Source organism: Bacillus stratosphericus (assembly GCF_020524495.1).
GTDB lineage: Bacteria > Bacillota > Bacilli > Bacillales > Bacillaceae > Bacillus > Bacillus stratosphericus_B.
In genome coordinates this window covers 1-18911 of record NZ_JAIVLB010000048.1, presented here as the reverse complement: position 1 = coordinate 18911, position 18911 = coordinate 1, and the positions used below count along the sequence as shown (strand labels likewise).

Annotated in this window: 23 protein-coding genes and 1 pseudogene; 12 read left to right on the top strand and 12 right to left on the bottom strand. The window is 40.8% G+C overall.

The window, feature by feature from the left end; all coding sequences use genetic code 11:
• On the top strand, nt 1-200 hold a 200-nt coding region (locus LC033_RS14875; protein WP_226569739.1), incomplete at its 5' end, for an IS3 family transposase.
• 65 nt (nt 201-265) lie between these two features.
• Here LC033_RS14875 and bcp read toward each other — a convergent pair.
• Nucleotides 266-733: a thioredoxin-dependent thiol peroxidase gene (bcp, locus tag LC033_RS14870; protein WP_226569737.1), complete on the bottom strand. Its 468-nt coding sequence runs from the start codon at nt 731-733 to the stop codon at nt 266-268.
• Nucleotides 734-862: 129 nt separating this feature from the next.
• Here bcp and LC033_RS14865 point away from each other — a divergent pair, with 129 nt between their 5' ends.
• The 3 genes from LC033_RS14865 (at nt 863) to LC033_RS17385 (ending at nt 4160) form a co-directional block, all read left to right on the top strand.
• On the top strand, nt 863-2158 hold the full coding sequence (locus LC033_RS14865; RefSeq protein WP_226569735.1) for a glutamate-1-semialdehyde 2,1-aminomutase: 1296 nt from the start codon (nt 863-865) through the stop codon (nt 2156-2158).
• Nucleotides 2159-2405: 247 nt separating this feature from the next.
• Complete coding sequence (locus LC033_RS14860; RefSeq protein ID WP_226569733.1) at nt 2406-3479, top strand: FUSC family protein; 1074 nt, start codon at nt 2406-2408, stop codon at nt 3477-3479.
• Nucleotides 3480-3914: 435 nt separating this feature from the next.
• Nucleotides 3915-4160 carry an IS3 family transposase gene (locus LC033_RS17385; RefSeq protein WP_376776466.1) on the top strand — a complete coding sequence of 82 codons (246 nt, stop codon included), beginning with the start codon at nt 3915-3917 and terminating at the stop codon, nt 4158-4160.
• Nucleotides 4161-4398: 238 nt separating this feature from the next.
• Here LC033_RS17385 and LC033_RS14850 read toward each other — a convergent pair whose 3' ends face one another.
• From LC033_RS14850 to fabL, 5 genes are all read right to left on the bottom strand, one after another.
• On the bottom strand, nt 4399-6141 hold the full coding sequence (locus LC033_RS14850; protein WP_226569731.1) for an ABC transporter ATP-binding protein: 1743 nt from the start codon (nt 6139-6141) through the stop codon (nt 4399-4401).
• A 96-nt stretch (nt 6142-6237) separates the two neighbouring features.
• Nucleotides 6238-6768 (bottom strand): nucleoside tri-diphosphate phosphatase, encoded by a 531-nt coding sequence (gene ntdP / locus LC033_RS14845; protein WP_226569729.1) that lies wholly within the window; start codon nt 6766-6768, stop codon nt 6238-6240.
• A 147-nt stretch (nt 6769-6915) separates the two neighbouring features.
• On the bottom strand, nt 6916-7176 hold the full coding sequence (locus LC033_RS14840) for a YgaB family protein (RefSeq protein WP_226569727.1): 261 nt from the start codon (nt 7174-7176) through the stop codon (nt 6916-6918).
• 163 nt (nt 7177-7339) lie between these two features.
• Nucleotides 7340-7504: a gamma-type small acid-soluble spore protein gene (locus tag LC033_RS14835; RefSeq protein ID WP_226569725.1), complete on the bottom strand. Its 165-nt coding sequence runs from the start codon at nt 7502-7504 to the stop codon at nt 7340-7342.
• A 57-nt stretch (nt 7505-7561) separates the two neighbouring features.
• Complete coding sequence (gene fabL / locus LC033_RS14830) at nt 7562-8314, bottom strand: enoyl-[acyl-carrier-protein] reductase FabL (protein ID WP_226569724.1); 753 nt, start codon at nt 8312-8314, stop codon at nt 7562-7564.
• Nucleotides 8315-8395: 81 nt separating this feature from the next.
• On the opposite strand from fabL, the gene yfhS reads away from it, so the two are divergent.
• A complete protein-coding gene (yfhS, locus tag LC033_RS14825; protein ID WP_226569722.1) occupies nt 8396-8620 on the top strand; it encodes a mother cell protein YfhS in 225 nt (74 codons plus the stop codon).
• Here the strand turns inward: yfhS and mutY are convergent.
• On the bottom strand, nt 8607-9707 hold the full coding sequence (mutY, locus tag LC033_RS14820; RefSeq protein WP_226569720.1) for an A/G-specific adenine glycosylase: 1101 nt from the start codon (nt 9705-9707) through the stop codon (nt 8607-8609). The two genes, yfhS and mutY, sit on opposite strands and share 14 nt — an antisense overlap.
• 185 nt (nt 9708-9892) lie before the next feature.
• Here mutY and LC033_RS14815 point away from each other — a divergent pair, with 185 nt between their 5' ends.
• Both LC033_RS14815 and LC033_RS14810 read left to right on the top strand, forming a co-directional pair.
• Nucleotides 9893-10873, top strand: a complete 981-nt coding sequence (locus LC033_RS14815; protein ID WP_226569718.1) for a metal-dependent hydrolase — start codon at nt 9893-9895, stop codon at nt 10871-10873.
• A 23-nt stretch (nt 10874-10896) separates the two neighbouring features.
• Nucleotides 10897-11374 (top strand): annotated as a pseudogene (locus LC033_RS14810) (transposase); the annotation flags it as partial.
• A gap of 13 nt (nt 11375-11387) precedes the next feature.
• On the opposite strand, the gene LC033_RS14805 reads toward LC033_RS14810, so the two are convergent.
• The 3 genes from LC033_RS14805 to LC033_RS14795 form a co-directional block, all read right to left on the bottom strand.
• A complete protein-coding gene (locus LC033_RS14805) occupies nt 11388-13973 on the bottom strand; it encodes a YfhO family protein (RefSeq protein WP_226569716.1) in 2586 nt (861 codons plus the stop codon).
• An 89-nt stretch (nt 13974-14062) separates the two neighbouring features.
• Nucleotides 14063-15046: a glycosyltransferase family 2 protein gene (locus LC033_RS14800; protein ID WP_226569714.1), complete on the bottom strand. Its 984-nt coding sequence runs from the start codon at nt 15044-15046 to the stop codon at nt 14063-14065.
• A gap of 349 nt (nt 15047-15395) precedes the next feature.
• A complete protein-coding gene (locus tag LC033_RS14795; RefSeq protein WP_376776465.1) occupies nt 15396-15608 on the bottom strand; it encodes a YfhJ family protein in 213 nt (70 codons plus the stop codon).
• A gap of 117 nt (nt 15609-15725) precedes the next feature.
• On the opposite strand from LC033_RS14795, the gene LC033_RS14790 reads away from it, so the two are divergent.
• A complete protein-coding gene (locus LC033_RS14790; RefSeq protein WP_226569711.1) occupies nt 15726-15875 on the top strand; it encodes a small, acid-soluble spore protein K in 150 nt (49 codons plus the stop codon).
• A 25-nt stretch (nt 15876-15900) separates the two neighbouring features.
• Nucleotides 15901-16074: a YpzG family protein gene (locus LC033_RS14785; RefSeq protein ID WP_226569708.1), complete on the top strand. Its 174-nt coding sequence runs from the start codon at nt 15901-15903 to the stop codon at nt 16072-16074.
• Nucleotides 16075-16295: 221 nt separating this feature from the next.
• Here the strand turns inward: LC033_RS14785 and LC033_RS14780 are convergent, their stop codons facing one another.
• Together LC033_RS14780 and recX are read right to left on the bottom strand one after the other, a co-directional pair.
• A complete protein-coding gene (locus LC033_RS14780) occupies nt 16296-16610 on the bottom strand; it encodes a YfhH family protein (protein ID WP_226569706.1) in 315 nt (104 codons plus the stop codon).
• A gap of 3 nt (nt 16611-16613) precedes the next feature.
• On the bottom strand, nt 16614-17405 hold the full coding sequence (gene recX, locus LC033_RS14775) for a recombination regulator RecX (RefSeq protein WP_226569704.1): 792 nt from the start codon (nt 17403-17405) through the stop codon (nt 16614-16616).
• A 94-nt stretch (nt 17406-17499) separates the two neighbouring features.
• Between recX and LC033_RS14770 the strand changes: the two genes are divergently transcribed.
• From LC033_RS14770 to LC033_RS14760, 3 genes are all read left to right on the top strand, one after another.
• Nucleotides 17500-18396 (top strand): TIGR01777 family oxidoreductase, encoded by an 897-nt coding sequence (locus LC033_RS14770; RefSeq protein WP_226569702.1) that lies wholly within the window; start codon nt 17500-17502, stop codon nt 18394-18396.
• Between the two features lie 53 nt (nt 18397-18449).
• On the top strand, nt 18450-18560 hold the full coding sequence (locus LC033_RS14765) for a YfhE family protein (RefSeq protein WP_099679941.1): 111 nt from the start codon (nt 18450-18452) through the stop codon (nt 18558-18560).
• Between the two features lie 61 nt (nt 18561-18621).
• Complete coding sequence (locus LC033_RS14760) at nt 18622-18780, top strand: YfhD family protein (protein WP_226569700.1); 159 nt, start codon at nt 18622-18624, stop codon at nt 18778-18780.
• Nucleotides 18781-18911: the final 131 nt, after the last annotated feature.

Genomic DNA, 18911 nt, shown 5'->3' with positions numbered 1-18911 from the left:
GAAACTGCCTAGATAATGCCTGTATCGAATCATTTTTCTCCCATCTCAAAACAGAGAACACTTACTTTTCTTCGTGTCAAACGGAAAAAGAGCTTCATAAAAGCATAGAAGATTACATTCAATTCTATAATCACGATCGATTCCAGAAAAAATTAAACCAGTGTGCTCCGGTAGAATACCGTCACACACTGGCAGGTTAGGCTTTTTATAATTGTCTACTTGACAGGGATAAGACCATGTCGGCCGATCTCATTCTGTGATGATATTAAGCGTGAGCTTTCAGTTCCTCAAGAGCATCTTCTACGTGGTCTTTCACCTTTACTTTTCGCCATTCTTTCACAAGCGTTCCTTCTTTATTAATAAGAAACGTTGAACGCTCAATTCCCATGTATTCTTTGCCAAAGTTCTTTTTCAGCTTCCAAACTCCGAATACTTCAGACAATTTCTGTTCATCATCAACAAGAAGCAGGAACGGTAAATCATGTTTTTCTTTAAACTTTTGGTGCTTGTCCTGATTGTCTGGGCTTACGCCTATAATGACGGCATCTAAGTCTGCAAAGCTTTGATGGCGATCACGGAAATCGCACGCTTCTGTTGTACAGCCTGGGGTCATATCTTTTGGATAGAAATAAAGGACAATATGTTTTCCTTTAAAATCAGAAAGCTTTACTTTCTCCCCGTTGTCACCGGTTAATTCAATATCAGGTACTTGCTTCCCTACTTCTATTGTCATAACACAATCCCTCCAACCTATTTTTTAAATAGCCTATCCAATTTTGAGAGGATATTCAACTAAGAAGGCTTGCATCGGCATGTTAAAATAATGATAGACGACCTGATACGTTGAGATAGGAGGCTATTTATGAAATTCACAGAATCAGAAAAATTACATCAAGAGGCGCTAGAGCATATTGTTGGAGGGGTCAACAGCCCATCTCGTTCATATAAAGCAGTAGGCGGCGGATCACCCGTTGCAATGGAAAGAGGAGAAGGCGCTTATTTTTGGGATGTAGACGGAAACCGCTATATCGATTATCTGGCAGCATACGGTCCTATTATTACAGGCCATGCTCATTCTCATATTACAAAAGCCATCACGAAAGCGGCTGAAACGGGTGTCCTTTATGGAACACCAACGAAGCATGAAGTTACATTTGCGAAAATGCTGAAGGAAGCGATGCCTGCTTTGGATAAAGTTCGTTTTGTCAATTCAGGTACCGAAGCTGTGATGACCACGATTCGTGTGGCTCGCGCTTATACAGGCAGAACAAAGATCATTAAATTCGCCGGGTGTTATCACGGTCATTCTGATCTTGTGCTCGTTGCAGCAGGCTCTGGTCCATCCACTTTAGGAACGCCAGATTCAGCGGGCGTGCCCAAAAGCATCGCCAATGAAGTTATTACCGTTCCATTTAATGATATCAATAGCTATAAAGAAGCTTTAGATCGATGGGGAGATGAAGTAGCGGCTGTCCTTGTTGAGCCCATTGTCGGAAACTTTGGCATTGTGGAGCCTAAGGACTGCTTCTTGCAGCAGGTCAATGACCTAACTCATGAAAAAGGCGCACTCGTGATCTATGATGAAGTGATTACAGCTTTCCGCTTTATGTATGGCGGTGCACAGGATTTTCTTCAAGTAAAACCTGACCTCACTGCATTAGGAAAAATTATTGGCGGTGGTCTTCCAATCGGTGCTTACGGCGGTAAAAAAGAAATTATGGAGCAAGTTGCTCCGCTTGGACCAGCCTATCAAGCTGGCACGATGGCAGGAAATCCAGCGTCAATTCTTTCCGGAATTGCATGCTTGGAAGTGTTAAAAGAAGACGGAGTCTACGAGCGTCTTGATCAGCTTGGCGCTATGTTAGAAAAAGGAATCTTAGCCCATGCCAAAAAACATCAAGTAGATATTACAGTGAATCGCTTAAAAGGTGCTCTCACGATTTACTTTACAAAGGAAACAATTGTGAACTACGAGCAGGCTGAAAATACGGATGGCGAAATGTTCGCCCGCTTCTTCAAATTGATGCTGGCTCAAGGTATTAACCTTGCCCCTTCTAAATATGAAGCTTGGTTCTTAACCATCGCACATACTGAAAAAGATATTTCTGAGACGCTGCAAGCGGTAGATCTTGCGTTTGAACAGCTGAAAAAATCATAATCGAGTCAACAACAGACGTAAATCACTGCGTCTGTTTTTTTATTTACCAGCTCTTCATTGTCAAAAACGATTGAATCTGTTACATTCTTTCACAATACCTTCTTTTGATGTTTTCATGAACTTTCAAAAACCACTTGAATATTTCGGAAGACCGCTGTATATTACTTAGTTGTTTCATCAAAATATTTATGATATATGACGAGTGATCATCTATTATCAAAAAGAAAGGAATGCAGGGACAAAACCAATGAAACTTGGAGCCCGTATTTTAAAAACTGGTATTGCCATTGTACTCGCGCTTTACCTGGCAACATGGCTTGGGCTGCCAACGCCCGTTTTCGCGGGAATTGCAGCCGTATTTGCTATCCAGCCATCTATTTATCGATCATTTTTAACGATTGTTGACCAAGTGCAAGCCAATATTATTGGAGCAGCACTTGCCATTACGTTCGGTCTGCTTTTCGGCACAGGACCAGTCATTATCGGTTTAACAGCAGTCATGGTCATCGCCATTAATTTAAAGCTGAAGATTGAACACACCATTCCGATTGCACTTGTAACCGTCATCGCTATTTTAGAAAGTGCAGGGGATCATTTCCTTTCCTTTGCCTTAATCCGAACAGCTACTGTGGTGCTAGGGGTTCTATCTTCATTTTTAGTGAATTTAATCTTCCTGCCCCCAAAGTATGAAACAAAGCTCGTTCATCACATTATGGAAAATACGGAGGAGATTTTAAAATGGATCCGTCTAAGCTCCAGACAGTCTACTGATCATTCCACTTTAAAGGATGACATCGACCAAATAAAAGAACGTATGATCAAATTAGATCACATTTACTTGTTATACAAAGAGGAACGAAGCTATTTAAAGAAAACCACGTATGTAAAATCAAGAAAGCTGGTTTTGTTCAGACAGACGATTATGACGTCAAATCGAGCTCTGTACTTGCTTAAAAAACTGCATAAATTAGAAAATGAAATTCATTTGATGCCAGAGCATTTCAGGGACAGCTTAACCGACGAGATTGATTATTTACTCTATTGGCATGAGCGCACCTTGATGAAGTTTGTTGGAAAAATGAAGCCGCAGGACGATGATTTTCAAAATGAGTGCTCTTTTCGACTTGAAACATTAACAAAGTCATTTATTCAGCATCAGCAAAACCAAGAGAATGACTTGCTCGATTATAATATGCTGAATGTGATGTCCAGTATCATCGAATACCGTGATGAATTGGAGCATTTGGATACATTGATTACAAGCTTTCAAACGTATCACCCAAAAGATAGTGAAATTGAGACAGAAGAAAAAGAAGCTTAAGCAGAAAAGACTCGTTCCAAGTGGTATGATCCCCTCTAAATAGACAGTGTAAAAAGCCCGAGAACATATCTTGGCTGTTACACTATACTTGGAGGGGATTTTTTATGGCGAGAAAATAACAACTTTTTCAACACTATACGAAAGAATTTAAGATGAAAGCCGTGAAATGTATGAAGAAGGAAATGGAAGCTATCGCTCATTATCTGAAGCATTAGGTCTCCGAAGTGCCACTCAGCTAAAAAATCGGGTCAAAGGTCAGGTAGAATACTTAAAAAAGCGTTATCCAAATCTTCACGGGGAGGACGGATTCTGAAGACTGCACGGTTTGAAGCTGTTCATGAATTAAAGAGTTTTTATCCGTTGACATGGCTCGTTTGTATCGTCAAAGTATCACGATCAGGGTATTATAAATGGTTTAAGAATAAAAGGACTAGAATGGAACGGAAACAGAATGAACAACTCTTAAAAGAGCACATCATGGCCATTCATCATTCACATCCCTTCTATGGTTATCCTCGGGTGACAATCGCTTTAAAGAAAGAAGGATTTCACATCAACCATAAGCGTGTCTGTAGGTTGATGAAAGAGATGAACATTCAATCTATCATTCGAAAAAAACGTCGGTATTTCGGAAGACAAGCTTCGGTTGTCCATCCAAACAGATTAAACCTTGGAATTTAAATCAATGTAACTGATATTACCTATATTGCTTGCCAGCATCGTTTCTATTATTTTTCAGCTATACAAGATCTATATAACAATGAGATCGTCGCGTGGAAACTGTCAAAGGAGCAGTACTTCATTCTGATCAAGGCTTTCAATACACAACACCAGCATATCAAAAGCGACTAGAAAACGTTGGTTTGAAGGGCAGTCATTCTCGAAGAGGGAACTGCCTAGATAATCGGATAGGCTTTTACTAATTTAATGTTTGAATGGTAAATAGATGACGATAGTGGCTGTCTCTGTTCATTAATTCTTCGTGTGTTCCTTTTTCCACAATTTCACCTTGTTCCATGACGACAATTTGGTCGGCATGTGTAATGGTTGATAGGCGGTGCGCAACAATAAAGGTTGTGCGGTCCTTTGCTAGCTTTTGCATCGCTTCTTGAATGTAATGCTCACTTTCTAAATCAAGTGCAGATGTCGCTTCATCCAATATGAGGAGTGGTGGATTTTTGAGAAATACCCTTGCAATCGAAATTCGTTGTTTTTGACCGCCTGAAAGCTTCACGCCCCGTTCTCCTACCTTTGTGTCATACCCTTCAGGAAGAGACATGATGAATTCATGGGCATTTGCCGCTTTGGCAGCCGATACGATTTCTTCAAAAGATGCTTCCGGGTCCCCAATAGCAATATTTTCTTTGATCGTGTCGCTGAATAAGAACGTATCTTGCAGCACCATTCCGACTTGGTTTCGAAGGCTTCTTGCTTTGTACTCTTTAATATCAATGCCGTCAATTTCAAGTAACCCATTGGTCACATCATAAAATCTTGGAATTAAGCTCACAAGTGTCGACTTCCCTCCCCCGCTCATTCCTACAAGGGCGACTGTTTGCCCTTTTTCTACTTTCAAGGAGACATGATGTAAAGTCTCTTCCTGTGTATGTTCATAACGAAACGATACATTTTTAAATTCCACTTCTCCTTTTAAATGTTTGGTTTCTTTTGCATTTGGCCGATCTGTTACCTCATAAGGCTCATCAATAAACTCAAAAATACGATCCATTGACGCCACCGACTGGGTTAACGTCGTCGATGAGTTAATCAAGCGGCGAATCGGATTGTACATTCGGTCAATGTAGCCGACAAAGGCAATCATTGTACCAATCGAAAGCGAGCCGTTAATCACGGTATAGCCAGCAAATGCAATGATCAAAAGCGGCGCAATATCCGTAATGGTATTGACGACTGCAAATGTTTTGGCATTCCAATTCGTATGATTGATCGCTTTGGTTAAGAAATTTTTGTTTTCATCGTGGAAATTCTCTTGTTCGTATTCTTCAATCGCAAAGCTGCGAATAACTGGCATTCCTTGTACTCGTTCATGCAGATGCCCTTGCACCTCAGCCAGTGCCTGTGACCGCTCTTTTGTCAGCTTGCGAAGTCGTCCATAAAAATACTTCACAGCTAACGCATAAAGCGGAAAAATAATGACAGACACGATGGTGAGCTTGAGATCAAGTGTACACATGATGGCAATCACAATAAGGACTGTCATCAAATCAAGCCAAATGTTCATGAGGCCTGTAATGACAAATTCCTTTGTCTGTTCCACATCGTTGATCACCCTTGAAATGATTTCGCCTGTTCTCGTGTTGGCATAATAACGAAGACTTAGCTTTTGAATATGGGAAAACAGCTTTTCCCGAATATCAAACAATACCTTACTGCCTGTCCACTGTGCATAGTATTGCCTGTAGTATTCAACAGGTGGTCTCATCACTAAAAATAAAACGAGCATGAAGCCCATGATGATCAAGAGAGACGATGTCTTTTCTTCAGCCGTCCCCGAGCCTTGAATGACATCATCAATGACATACTTTAAGAGCAGAGGCAGGGTTAAGGGAATAGAGAATTTGATCATCCCTATTACCATTGTCAATGCAATCTGTTTTTTATACGGTGTAACAAAAGCCATGTAGCGTTTAATGACCCCCATGTAAATCTCCTTCCCAATCTATCAGTGCCTCTTATCCGTACGCAGTCAAAAACCTGTTAGCTCCTAGAAAGCCAAACAGGTTTTTGTTGCTCTTGCTTATTTAGTATAACGTAAAAAACGTTCATACCACATATCCACAAATTCTGAAGCAAACGGTCCTTTCCGCTGGTGAATCCAATGCAGTAATGTATTCAGATGCTCTCTTAAGATACTATCGATTTCTTTTGGATAATTCATCTGCCTCTTATGATCTGCATATTCATCCTCATCCAATATATTGTACGTCATGTCTGGAAAGACTTTGACATCTAAATCGTAATCAATATACTTAATTGCCTCTTCGTCTGTCGCAAAAGGAGAGCTAATGTTGCAGTAATAATATACCCCATCATCCCTAAGCATCCCAATTACATTAAACCATTGTTTTGCATGAAAATAGCAAATAGCCGGTTCTCTCGTCATCCATGTACGGCCATCGGATTCTGTCACCATTGTTCGGTCGTTTGCCCCAATGATACACAATTCCGTTGCTTTCAGAATGGTGGTTTCATTCCAAATCCTGTGGATTAAGCCATTATGTTTATAGCTTTGAATTTGGATGGTTTCTCCTTCCTTGGGATAGCCCATATTTTCTCCCCTACTTTCTATAACAAACACACCTAACAGTCCAAAGACCTAATTTCCCAACTAAACATGTCTCTATTATATTATACCGTTACATAGGTAAAAAATGAAATGAAAAAGCCATTCAACCCAATTGAACGGCACACAGCGTTACATCACAGTTGAACTCTTCTCCATCTGTTTATATGAATTAATGACCTCTTCTGTCTGTTTTGTAAATAATGTTTGGACTTTTTGCAGTTCTTCTCGTTTCTGCTTGATTTGATCATAAAGTCTATACCGCTCATCCTTTTTTTCATCTTGCAGCAATCGTTTTTCTGTCTCTAAGTACAGATCGAGTTCCCCTTGTACATGCATCAACTGATCCATGAGCTGCATTTGTTCTCTTACAAGCTGATCGAAATCAGACATCTAACTCCTCCCATCGACTTTTTATATCTATACCATTTCTTGAAAGAATGAAGAATTCCTTTGACTGTTTATGTAGAGGTTTTACAGGTTTTGTCGGATGGTGGTGCCAGGCAAAAGAAAAGCACTTCATTCGTATATGAAGTGCTTTCCTCTGTTTCAGTGATTAGCTGTTTTGTTGTTTGTTTTGCTCAGCTTTTTGGTTGTATTTTTTTACATGCTGTGCGTCAGTCTCACTAGCAAATTCAGTGTCATATTGTTCGCCTTGTGCAGCAGCTTGGTTTTGTTTCTTCACTTGTTGTGCGTTTGTTTTGTTTTGTTGATCCATCATTATCACCTCCACGCACATTAATTTGTGCAGAAGGTGTAAATCCTATTCATGATTTTTTTAAACAAGTAAAGAACGTCCGCCATCCACAATAATGGTTTGTCCTCTAATCATGTCTGCTTTGCCTGATACAAGGAATTCTACACTGTCGACCATGTCTTTAATTTCCACCATTCGGCCAGCTGGTGTGTTTTTCTTCGCGTCTTCTAAAAGCTCTTCACGGTTCGGAAAGTGCTTTAGCGCATCTGTGTCGATAGCACCGCCTGATACTGCGTTGACGACAATGTTTTTTTGTGACAGCTCAACAGATAGGTAACGGGTCAAAGCTTCTAGTGCTGCTTTTGATACGCCGACCACTGTGTAATTTTCAAGGTAGCGAATTGAGCCTAGTGAGCTAATGCTGACGATATGTCCTCCGCCGTTTTTTTCCATTAATTTTGCTGCTTCTTGTCCGCAGAATAACAAGGCTTTCGCATTGATATTCATTGTCCAGTCCCAATGGTTTTCTTCAAGGTTCATAATTGGGCGCTGAACGCCAGACGCCGCATTGTTGACAAATACATCTAAACGGCCAAATGTTTCATCGATTTGCTGAAACATGTCTTTGATTTTTTCAGGCTGACCTACATTGGCTTTCACGACCAATGTTTTGACACCCATCGCTTCAATTTCTTCAGCAGTTTCAAGTGCTGCTTTTTTGCTTCTTGCATAGTTAATGACAATGTTATATCCTTTTTCAGCTAGGCGAAGGGCAACTTCCTTCCCCACACCTCTGCTGCTACCTGTAATTAATGCACATTCACGTTGATTCATTATGGTTCATCTCCTGATTTGAATAGTTTTCGTCCATTCGCTTCACACTAATAGGGAAAGTTCTATTAGGAGGTAACATTCATGTATGTCGGACGCGATTTAAGTCAGCTTGGCATGATATCCAAGGATCAATGGAAAGATACTGAGCTTGCTTACTTTCATCATGCTTTCCAACAAATTTTACCTTATTTAAACGAGGAAGGGCAATCCAAGTATCGAGAAATCATTTCTGAAATCGAAAACCGCGGGGGTCTGCACCGAAATGAAGCCGATTATACCCACGGGACTACGGTTAAATACGACTAGGCTGCTCGAGTGCCATCTTCCAAATTTTTTGATGTGACACCGGGAAAGCATACGCCTCGAACTCTTCTGTTGTTACTTTTTTTAGCACAGTTTCATCAGATGCGGAGATGACCCGGCCAAAGAAAACAGAAATGTTCCAGATGAGGTGGGTAAATACATGCTGAATGGTGCCTTCTAAATCACCAAGCTCTGCTTGTACACCTGCCTCTTCTTTTAGAAATTCAAGCAGCTGTTCTTTTTCCGTTTTTCTTCCCTTTATTGTTTCCATGTTAGGGAATTCCCATAAATTCGCAAGGAGACCTGTACTTGGCCGTTTATGAATATACAGTTGACCTGCATCATCAAATAAAACCACTGCTGCCATTGATTTGGCAGTAGGCTTTTTCTTTTTGCTTTTCACTGGCAGCTCATGCTGAACGCCTTCTTCTAAAGCCGAGCAATGCATGTTTACAGGGCAAATGAGACATGAAGGTGATGTTGGGGTGCAAATGAGCGCACCTAGCTCCATTAGCCCTTGATTGAATTGAGACGGCTTTTCCCAGGAAATGAGCTGATCGACAGCAAATTCGAAAGTGTTTCTCGTTTTTGGCTTCGCAATGTCATCCCATATCGACAAGATCCGAGAAATAACCCTCATGACGTTGCCATCTACCGCAGGGTACGGCTTGTTATAGGCGATACTTAGCACTGCGCCACTAGTATACGGGCCTACACCTTTGAGCTTTGAAAATTTTCCTTTCGTATCAGGGACAACGCCCCCGTAAGATTCATATACTTCTTTCACAGCTGCCTGCAAATTACGAACTCTTGAATAGTAGCCAAGACCTTCCCATGCTTTCATCACCTTTTCTTCATCGGCTAAAGCAAGATCTTTAACAGTTGGGAACTGCTCCATAAACCGGAGGAAATATGGAATCACCGTATCCACTCTCGTTTGCTGAAGCATCACTTCTGATACCCAGACCCGGTATGGATCTTGATTTTCACGCCATGGCAATGTCCGTTGTTCTTTTTCATACCAATCGATTAAATCTTGCTGAATACCCGTAATATCTTTGCGATTCAGCCTTTCTTGAATGTCTTTCATGTTTATACTCCTTCTCATTGAACCGAGGGATAACGTTCTGAAAAGAACCTTATTTGTTGTATACTGTTTGTAGATACGTTAACATGTTACATTAAATCAAGACAAAGCAAAAGTGATTTTGCACATGAATGAAGACGTATACTTTGAATGATTGTTCCTAAGCATGACAACTAGGAGGTAATCAATTGGATACTGGTACTCATGTAGTAATGGGCATCTCTCTTGGGGGACTTGCACTTTTAGATCCAGCCGTTAGCGTAGACCCTCAAATGGCACATGCCGTCATGATTGCGACCATTGCTGGCTCCCAAGCACCAGACATTGATACTGTGCTAAAGCTAAAAAATAATGCGGTTTATATAAGAAATCACCGAGGATTTACTCACTCCATTCCAGCAGTACTGTTTTGGTCATTGCTGATTCCAGGTGTGCTTTTCCCATTTGTACCAGGAGCGAATTTACTTCACCTTTGGTTATGGACACTGTTAGCCGTTGTTCTTCATGTGTTTGTTGATATTTTCAATGCATACGGCACACAGGCCATTCGTCCTTTTTCAAAGAAGTGGGTAGCGCTTGGAATCATTAACACCTTTGATCCATTTATCTTTTTTACACACCTTGTCGCCATTGTCATTTGGGCAATTGGCGGACATCCCGGTTATACGTTCTTAACGCTGTATGCCGTGATTTTCTGTTACTATATCGTCAGGGTCATCATGCAGCTTCATATCAAAAAGGAGGTACGTGCACGATTCTATGAGATTGAAGAAATTATTATTTCGCCTACAATGAAATTCAGGCAATGGCGCATTGCGGTTAAATGCAAATCGTCTTTCCATGTCGGTCGAAGCATGAATGGAGAGATCGTCATTTTAGACACATTTAACCGTGTGCCGGTTCCCAATACAGAGATCATGAAGATTGCCAAACAAGATAAAAACATATCAGCCTTTCTGTCGTTTTCCCCTGTATACCGGTGGGAAGTGGATAAATACAAGGATCATTATGAAGTGCGGTTCATTGACTTACGCTACCGCAGCAAAGGTCATTATCCCTTTGTCGCGATCTGCCACATCGACATGGATCATCAAATCAAAAATTCCTATACCGGATGGATTTTCAGTGAAGAAAAACTGCAAAAAAAATTAAGACTCGGCTCTGTGTGAGCGAGTCTTTTTTATGTTATGCCTTCACCGATTCAACCCACCTTAAAGCCAATGCCAATAAGCATAAATATACGAGAAAAACGATTGTAAAAGATACACAAAACTATATAAAAGACTTGGATAAGCCTCTATTTAGATCACCGAACAACGGATATGACACAATATTATCACCGATATCTACGTAACGCCTGGTCATATTTATGATTCTCCACCTTATCTGGACAGATTAGATCACCAATTCGCACGACCTTGGTTTTCAAGTAGAAGCCGTCGCTCTTGATTCCAGTTATTTGACTACACCAATCTGAAAGGGCTATCCGATCATCATAATTTTGGCGTTATCGCCCACAGACGATTTCATCCTACAAGAGATTTGTTTCCGAAGTGGAAGTTTCAATACGACAATGAAAAAGACCAGCACATTTGTCCGAACGACAAACACTTCTATACTCAACAACTGACTGAAAAGGCTACAGGTTTTATAAAAATCCTGAAAAGTGTGCATGCTTATAAATTAAAAGTGGTATTTCTTGTGTTTTCTCCGTGCATATAGGATCGCAACGATCAGACTGATCAGTGAGATCAGAACCAGAATTCTGATATAAGGCGGATAGTAGGTTAATTCAATATCATTTTTGCCTTTTTCGATTGGAAAGCCGATAAATGCGTAATTGGCCTTTTCAATGTTTGTTTGATGTCCATTGACGGTGAGATCCCAGCCTTTTTCATATGGAACTGGTAAAACCATATAATCATCGCCACGCTTGTTATCATATGAAATCGTAAAGCGATTGTTTTGAAGCTTTACCTGCTGGTTGCCATCATCCTGTTTCTCTTTTTCATATGCTTGCTTCAGGATGCGATAAGGTTCTTGATATAGCTTTAATTGACTGAGCTCATATGTCCCTTTTGGTACTCGAATGGAGAGTATCCTTTCAGCAGGGACCCGAATGGTTACTTCATTTACGCCTGTTTTGTAGATCGATGTATTGCTTTTTCGTGATGTGACGTACCTGTCAACGGACAGCTGAAACCCTACGTTACGTTCTGTCCGCTTTATATAAAAGCTCACATACACATCCCCGGCATGAGCCATATCATCTGGAAGGGTGATATTCAGGCCGCCCGTTTCTCCGTATACATCCAGCACGCTATTTTCGTATACTGCTTGTTCAGTATGAATATTTGCATCCTTTACTCGATTAGGCGAATGGTCCATTTCAGCATTTCCTTTTTTGTCTAAAATCACGCCTTGCAGCATTGCATGCTCCCTATCAAGGACTGAGGCATGCTGAAGGGATGCTTCTGAATAGATGGTACTTGTTGTTCTTGCAAATGGAAGCGGGCGTGTATTTTCATACACCTCATAATGCTCACTGTCCAAAATTAGCTGAAAATCAGATGGCGGTGAGTAAGACATCATTTTGTCTCTCATATAATACTTTCCGTAGGTCAGGCTGTATAAATTCACTCGGTCACCCATTGTCGCATAACGGCTGACACTTTCCCGCCCCATATCAATTTGCAGGTCAATCCAGTAGAAATTGAGCAAATGCTTATTTAATATGCTCGAATACACACTCATCCCTTGAAAGCCTTCAAATAATGGGGTATTGTTTCGCACACCATTCATCCAATCAATCCTCGCGAGCGGGTCTTTTGAGAGGCTTTGAATTAGCTGAATGAGCTCCATTTGCTCATGGCCCGCATACGCCTCACTTTTCATATACGTATCTGATACTTCCTTAATGCTGCTCCCTTCAGACAAGTAGCCCTTTTGATAAGCGACTGCTGTCAGTAGACTAACGGCAAGCAAAACGGCTGAAAACAGACGAAGGTGCTGGCGTTTTTCAGCATGTAGCCAAAGGCATAGCAAGCTAATCACAAGCAGTCCAGCTCCTGTCAACACAACGACATCCATATTTCGCATCGCTCGTTCCGACAAGAAGACAGTGAGGAGGAAAACGATCCAGGCACATAATACCGCACGCTTTTTCCACTTCCATTCTATATGCGTGAAATGCTTAATCGTGATGGCAACGGCTGCTCCAACTGTAAAGGCTAGAATGTATTCAAATCTATACTGAGGTGCAGAAAAACCATTAAACACACTCGCTATCTTTGGACTGTAGTGAAAAACAATGAGTAGAACACTAATGGATGTGAACATGAAAAACCACCGGTTCCGGTATAGCGGAACAAGGAACAAACAAATGAGAAAGATCACAGGTAATACATACACCCTGCTTGTAAACAGCAGATGATCATGTAGCTCGAACCAAGGTATCGTCTGATCATACGGCGGCCTTACATTATTGAGAAACCCGTAAACAGAAGGGATAAAAAAGGCGGCACTGATTCCAAAGGATAACAGCGTGGAAGTCGCAAGGGTCCAGAAAATCTTCCAGCCGCGCTCCTCTCTCCGAAGCTTGATGAGATATCTAAATACGAGATAAATCGCTAAAAAGATAAAGTGAATATAAGCAAAGTAAAAATTGTTGATGAGCATGAGGCTGCACGCCACAATAAACCAAGCCGGCTTTCCCGTTTTGAATATTCGTTCAACCCCCAGCACAAGCAGCGGAAGCCACATCATGCTGTCAGTGAAAAACTCCCAAAACGTTTGATGCCGAAAATACACTATAGACAGTCCATATATCCCGGCACCTGTCAGTGCGCTCAGTTTATGTTGAACCATTGAAAACAAAACGCAATAGGCGATGAAAAGAATCAACGTCAGCTTGATCACACTGAGCCAAATAACAGTATTTGCCCAAAAATGAATGTCTGTTGACTGAATGAGATGAAGCGCATTCATCAGCCAGACTACAGCAACCGTGACCATAAAGACAGTCGATGTTGTAAAATAATAACCTAATTGCGTGTATGTACCGCCGCCTAGACCAAATTGATAGGAATAAAAAAAGTTTCCTTTGACATATTCGTCATAAAGCAGCTTTTTAAACGGGAGCATTTGCGAGATGCCGTCCCCATCTCCTGTCATATATCGGCCTTGCGTATATTCATATAAGAAAAAGAAGTGTCCTAATAGAGCGAGAATGAGGCACAATCCAATGATATTCCATTTACGTTTCATCAATTCTAAATCCTTTCTACAAAAGATCCACTGTTCTTTGAAACAAAACAACCCAGCAAGCGATTCGTGCTTGCCGGTTATTTGACTCCACGTTATTTAAATAACTGCGTTAACACTCGGTCCTGTTCTTTTGAGCTTGTGCCTTGTCCCATTACATTTGATTCTTGGATTAAATAATGCGGCCTCTTTTTCGTTTCATAGTAGATACGTCCGATGTATTCTCCAATCACGCCTAGACTCAAAAGCTGGACACCTCCGAGGAAAAGCACAGCCGATATTAAAGTAAAATAACCCGGTACCATGATTCCCGTTCTGACAATTTGAATAAAGGTGGCCACGATGTAAATCAAAGAGAGGAATAAGATTAGCATGCCAGTATAAAAACAAATACGCAACGGGCGGTTGTTAAAGGAAATGACGCCATCAATGCCATAGTTAAATAATTTCTTCAGGGACCATTTTGTATCACCATGCTGCCTTTCTACATTTTCATAATAGATGACCTTTTCTTCAAACCCAATCCAGCAAAAAAGCCCTTTCGAAAAACGATTCCCTTCTTTCAGTTGCAGTAATGCGTCGATTGCTTGGCGTGAAATTAAACGGAAATCTCCGACGCCATCACGCAGATCCACTTCAACAACCTTGTTCATGACTCTATAGTACATCGATGATAGATAAGAGCGAAGCTTGCTGTCCCCTTTACGGTTCCGTTTGGCAATGACTTGATGATACCCTTCTTCATACCCTCTGACAAACTCCTGAATCAAATACGTTGGGTGCTGTAGGTCGGCATCCATCATGATGGCAGCTACTCCCTTTGCATGTTCAAGCCCTGCCAAAATAGCCGCTTCCTTCCCGAAATTTCGTGAAAAGGAAATATATTTGACCTTTGCATTTTTGCAAGAGAGCTCTCTCATGTATTGAAGCGTATTATCTTTGCTTCCATCATTAATATAGATGATTTCAAAGTCATAATAAAAATTCCGAAACTCTTCCTCGAGTGCCTCAAAGATTCGTCTGATATTTTCACCTTCATTGTAAGAAGGAATTATAACAGAGAGCAATTCCCTTTCCATATCGCACCTTCTCTTCACTTTTTTCACACAGTCTGTTATGTTCATTATTCCTTTTTTATCAGAAAACGAAACACTTTTTTATTATCCATAAATTTCATGTTTTTTAATCATTTCATTATATCAGAGTTTTATTTCCAGTGATTTTCAGCAAGATGAATTTAATGTAATTTTAAGTTTAACCATTGTAAAAAGCCTGTAATTCGTATCACAGACTGGTTATTGTTTTATAAAATTGTTTGTATACTTATATATTTTCCTGTTTTTTTAAAAAGATGAGTAGAAGTGAAAAGAGAATTAATGCAGCTCTCCTTTTTGGTTATGTTGCAGATGCCCGTTTACCTTTGAGTGTTTATTTTGAAATAAGTGCAACTGAGCACTGTAGCTCTCTCCATTCTTGGACAATCCGCTCTGTCGTTCCCTGTCCTTTATACTTGTGACCGGCCTTTGCATAGGTCGTTTCAAAAATCACTCCTAATAGCTCTACCCATATACGTGCTTCTTCAAATGTCAGCATATTGTTTTTTCCATTAGTTGTTCTTAATCGATCAAAGTATTGTTCCACGGCTCGTTCCTCCCTCATCTAGCAGAAAGTGCCTTTTTAAAAAAGTTTCTTTTTTCATATACTACCCTTACGTCTTCAAAAGACGTAAATGATTTGTATGGTTTGGAGGGAATCGATATGCGCAATCAAGCAAAGGGCTTTCCAAATCAAATGAATCACAAGTTTGAAGGCGAACCAGGCGCCACAGATGCTTTTGCTTCTAAAAGGACAAATGGTGAGACGAATACACGTCCACAGGAACGTATGAGGGCATCAGGGAAACGCTAATTTTTCCAAAGGGAGTGCTTGAGATATGAGTTCAAATAGGAAATCGTATATGGCAGACTTTGTTCAATTAAGGACAACCGCTTACCCTCAACCATGGGCGAATCCAAAACATTCAGCCTCTCAGGTCAATGGAGAAACGCAGCAAACGCAGCACGACATCGTACTTCAGAACAACGTTCGTAAACAACGTTCGAAGTAAAGAAAGGGACTGATCTTTGGATCAGTCCTTAGATTGTTGACAAAGGGCTAAAATGATCTTTATTTTAGCCCTTTGTCTTCTTTTCAGCGTGATTGAAAACCTTTGAAGTCTAGGAAGGACGAGTACTGGAGCGGAGCGAATTTTAGATTCGTGAGCACCGGCACGCAGGGCTGACAACGAATGCGAGGGTTATTCTACACGCTGAGGGACTGATCTTTGGATCAGTCCTTTTGTGTAAGCAATGAAATCGGCAAAGCATCTTCCTTCTCTGGAGCAGTTACTCTGTACCCCCAAGCAAATACCCCATTCACATATTCTACATAAAATTGCTCGTCTGTATCTTTGATTTGATAGGACGAATGGATTTGAATTGTGGCCGGGTCTAATAAATAGGCTTTGGCCATATCGATTTTTCTTTCTAAAACAGCGTATTCATTCACAATGCCTAGCTGTTCAGCCTTTCTTGCTTTTTCTGAAAGTGCTGCAATCTCCTGCTTTAATTCGTAATCTGTCATCTCACTATATCGTTTTTCCATCTGTCATTCCCCTTTGTCTAAAACGTGATCAATTGTATCAAGATCAAAGCCTTTTCTATATAGAAATTGCTTCACTTTCATCTTCTTTTCAAATGACCCGTCATATCCTGCCTTTCGTTTTGCTTTTTCCAGCATATAATGGAGGGCTTCTTCTTCCTTTTCTTCTTCTTGTCCATCATAGGCTTCTTGGAGGGCTTTATCAATGATCTCAAACGAAAAACCCTTTCTTTGTAGCTGAAGCTTGATGCGCTGCTCAATCTCTTTTGCAGAACGATTTTTTTCTTTTTTCACAAGCTTGAGAACTTGTCTGACGGCTTCCTCTAGCTGCAAGTTATTAGGATATTGCGCAAGTGCTTGTTCAATGGTGTCATCATCTATGCCTTTAATCTTTAATTCTTTTTTCAGGACTGACGGCCCTTTACTATTCTTTTTCCGGTGTGTACTCACATATGCTTCAGCAAATTCAAGATCATTTACATACTTATATTGCTTTAATTTGTGTATAATTTCACTAATAGCAGGTGCTGGTATGTCTTTTTTCGTCAAATAATCGGTGACTTCTTTCACTGACCTCATTCGGAAAGATAAATAATCAACGGTCTGCTGAAATCCTTTTTTGACAGAATCGCCGAATTGAATCTCAATGATATCTGCTTCGTCCAGCTCTTTTCCTTTTTTCAAATCGTGGTGGACGAGCACATCTAAATCAACGCTAAAGGCGTACTTTTCATCAAGAAAGATGTTGACCCGCTCGGTATTGTTTTTCTGAGCAGAAATTTTTGTAATATAGGGCATCCTGTGATCACTCCTTTTCCAAAACAGTCAGGATGTTTCTTCTGATTCAAAATCGTGAAAGATATAGGTATGTATATGAGAGGAGAGATGTCAATTGAATATCGCCATTACCGGAGGAACCGGTTTTATCGGCCAGCAGGTCACAAAAGTGCTCGCTGCTGAAGGACATCATCTATATATTTTAACAAGAAATCCAAAGGAATCCGAACAAAATCATTTACATTACGTGCAGTGGTTGACAGAAGGTGCTGCCCCGGAACATAAATTGCCTGACATCGATGTATGGATCAACCTTGCCGGAAAATCCATCTTCACACGCTGGACAGTCAAGGCCAAAGAAGGCATCCTCTCAAGCCGTCTACAATCAACTCAAGAAGTGAGACGAATTATAGAAGCGCAGAAAACGAAACCTTCTGTGCTCATTCAGGCAAGTGCTGTCGGTATTTATGGCACTTCTAAGACCCAGAACTTTACGGAAGAAGCCCCTTCAGCTGATACAGACTTCTTAAGTCATACGTCAAAGCTTTGGGAAGCCGAGGGTCAAAAAATTGAAGCACTCGGCATACGTACTGTCTATACACGCTTTGGGGTCGTATTAGGAGAAAAAGGCACACTGCCTCTCATGACCCTGCCATACAAGCTGTTTGCCGGTGGAACCATCGGATCAGGTTCACAGTGGGTATCATGGGTTCATGTAGAAGATGTCGCACATCTCATTGCTTTTGCCATTCAGCATGAACAGGTATCGGGTTCACTCAATGTAACGTCTCCGAATCCTGTTCAAATGAAACAGCTCGGACAAACCATTGCCTCTGCCCTTCGTCGTCCTCATTGGCTGAAGGTGCCTTCCTTTGTCATCAAAACCGTACTTGGTGAAATGTCATTACTTGTTTTAGAAGGTCAACGTGCTCTGCCCAAAAAGGCGCTGCTTTCCACTTATGAATTTTTGCATCCTGAGCTAAAAGATGCGATTTTGCATTCAAAGGAATAAAAGTTAAACAAAACACCCACCCTATAAAGAAACGATTGGAGGGGGCTGTTTTAATGAAGAAAAAAGAACACCAACCAACTTCTCGTCTGAAGAAAACCCAAGAAGTCCTGTATCAGCAGGAATTCAAAAAAGCGGAAAGAGCAGCAGAAAAAAGAAGCAAATAGGGCGGATATTCCACTCCAACAAGCACATAACTAAAGTGATCTTGTAAAGGAGGGAAAGGCTTTGAAAAAAGACCAAAACAAAAAATCCATCCAACAAAATGCTGCTCAAGAGACGGATGGCGAATATGTTGAATTTTCCAAAGAACTTGCAGATCCAAATGACGTAAAAGCGATGGCACGTATGAAAGCAGCCGATCAGCGGGCCAAAAATGATAAGTAAAAAAGCAGACCCTTTGGGACTGACCCCCTAAGATGAGACAAATAAAAAACACCTTCAAGTTTGAAAACGGACCGTTGTGATCCGAAATAAAACATGGAGGTGTTTTTTCTATGGGGACAAGAGTGAGTTAT

What these genes read in the sequence shown, in the direction of transcription:
- bcp (WP_226569737.1), bottom strand. Translation starts at nt 733, where the DNA reads ATGACAATAGAAGTAGGGAAGCAAGTACCTGATATTGAATTAACCGGT.
- LC033_RS14865 (WP_226569735.1), top strand. Translation starts at nt 863, where the DNA reads ATGAAATTCACAGAATCAGAAAAATTACATCAAGAGGCGCTAGAGCAT.
- LC033_RS14860 (WP_226569733.1), top strand. Translation starts at nt 2,406, where the DNA reads ATGAAACTTGGAGCCCGTATTTTAAAAACTGGTATTGCCATTGTACTC.
- LC033_RS17385 (WP_376776466.1), top strand. Translation starts at nt 3,915, where the DNA reads ATGGAACGGAAACAGAATGAACAACTCTTAAAAGAGCACATCATGGCC.
- LC033_RS14850 (WP_226569731.1), bottom strand. Translation starts at nt 6,141, where the DNA reads ATGGGGGTCATTAAACGCTACATGGCTTTTGTTACACCGTATAAAAAA.
- ntdP (WP_226569729.1), bottom strand. Translation starts at nt 6,768, where the DNA reads ATGGGCTATCCCAAGGAAGGAGAAACCATCCAAATTCAAAGCTATAAA.
- LC033_RS14840 (WP_226569727.1), bottom strand. Translation starts at nt 7,176, where the DNA reads ATGTCTGATTTCGATCAGCTTGTAAGAGAACAAATGCAGCTCATGGAT.
- LC033_RS14835 (WP_226569725.1), bottom strand. Translation starts at nt 7,504, where the DNA reads ATGATGGATCAACAAAACAAAACAAACGCACAACAAGTGAAGAAACAA.
- fabL (WP_226569724.1), bottom strand. Translation starts at nt 8,314, where the DNA reads ATGAATCAACGTGAATGTGCATTAATTACAGGTAGCAGCAGAGGTGTG.
- yfhS (WP_226569722.1), top strand. Translation starts at nt 8,396, where the DNA reads ATGTATGTCGGACGCGATTTAAGTCAGCTTGGCATGATATCCAAGGAT.
- mutY (WP_226569720.1), bottom strand. Translation starts at nt 9,707, where the DNA reads ATGAAAGACATTCAAGAAAGGCTGAATCGCAAAGATATTACGGGTATT.
- LC033_RS14800 (WP_226569714.1), bottom strand. Translation starts at nt 15,046, where the DNA reads ATGGAAAGGGAATTGCTCTCTGTTATAATTCCTTCTTACAATGAAGGT.
- LC033_RS14790 (WP_226569711.1), top strand. Translation starts at nt 15,726, where the DNA reads ATGCGCAATCAAGCAAAGGGCTTTCCAAATCAAATGAATCACAAGTTT.
- LC033_RS14785 (WP_226569708.1), top strand. Translation starts at nt 15,901, where the DNA reads ATGAGTTCAAATAGGAAATCGTATATGGCAGACTTTGTTCAATTAAGG.
- LC033_RS14780 (WP_226569706.1), bottom strand. Translation starts at nt 16,610, where the DNA reads ATGGAAAAACGATATAGTGAGATGACAGATTACGAATTAAAGCAGGAG.
- recX (WP_226569704.1), bottom strand. Translation starts at nt 17,405, where the DNA reads ATGCCCTATATTACAAAAATTTCTGCTCAGAAAAACAATACCGAGCGG.
- LC033_RS14765 (WP_099679941.1), top strand. Translation starts at nt 18,450, where the DNA reads ATGAAGAAAAAAGAACACCAACCAACTTCTCGTCTGAAGAAAACCCAA.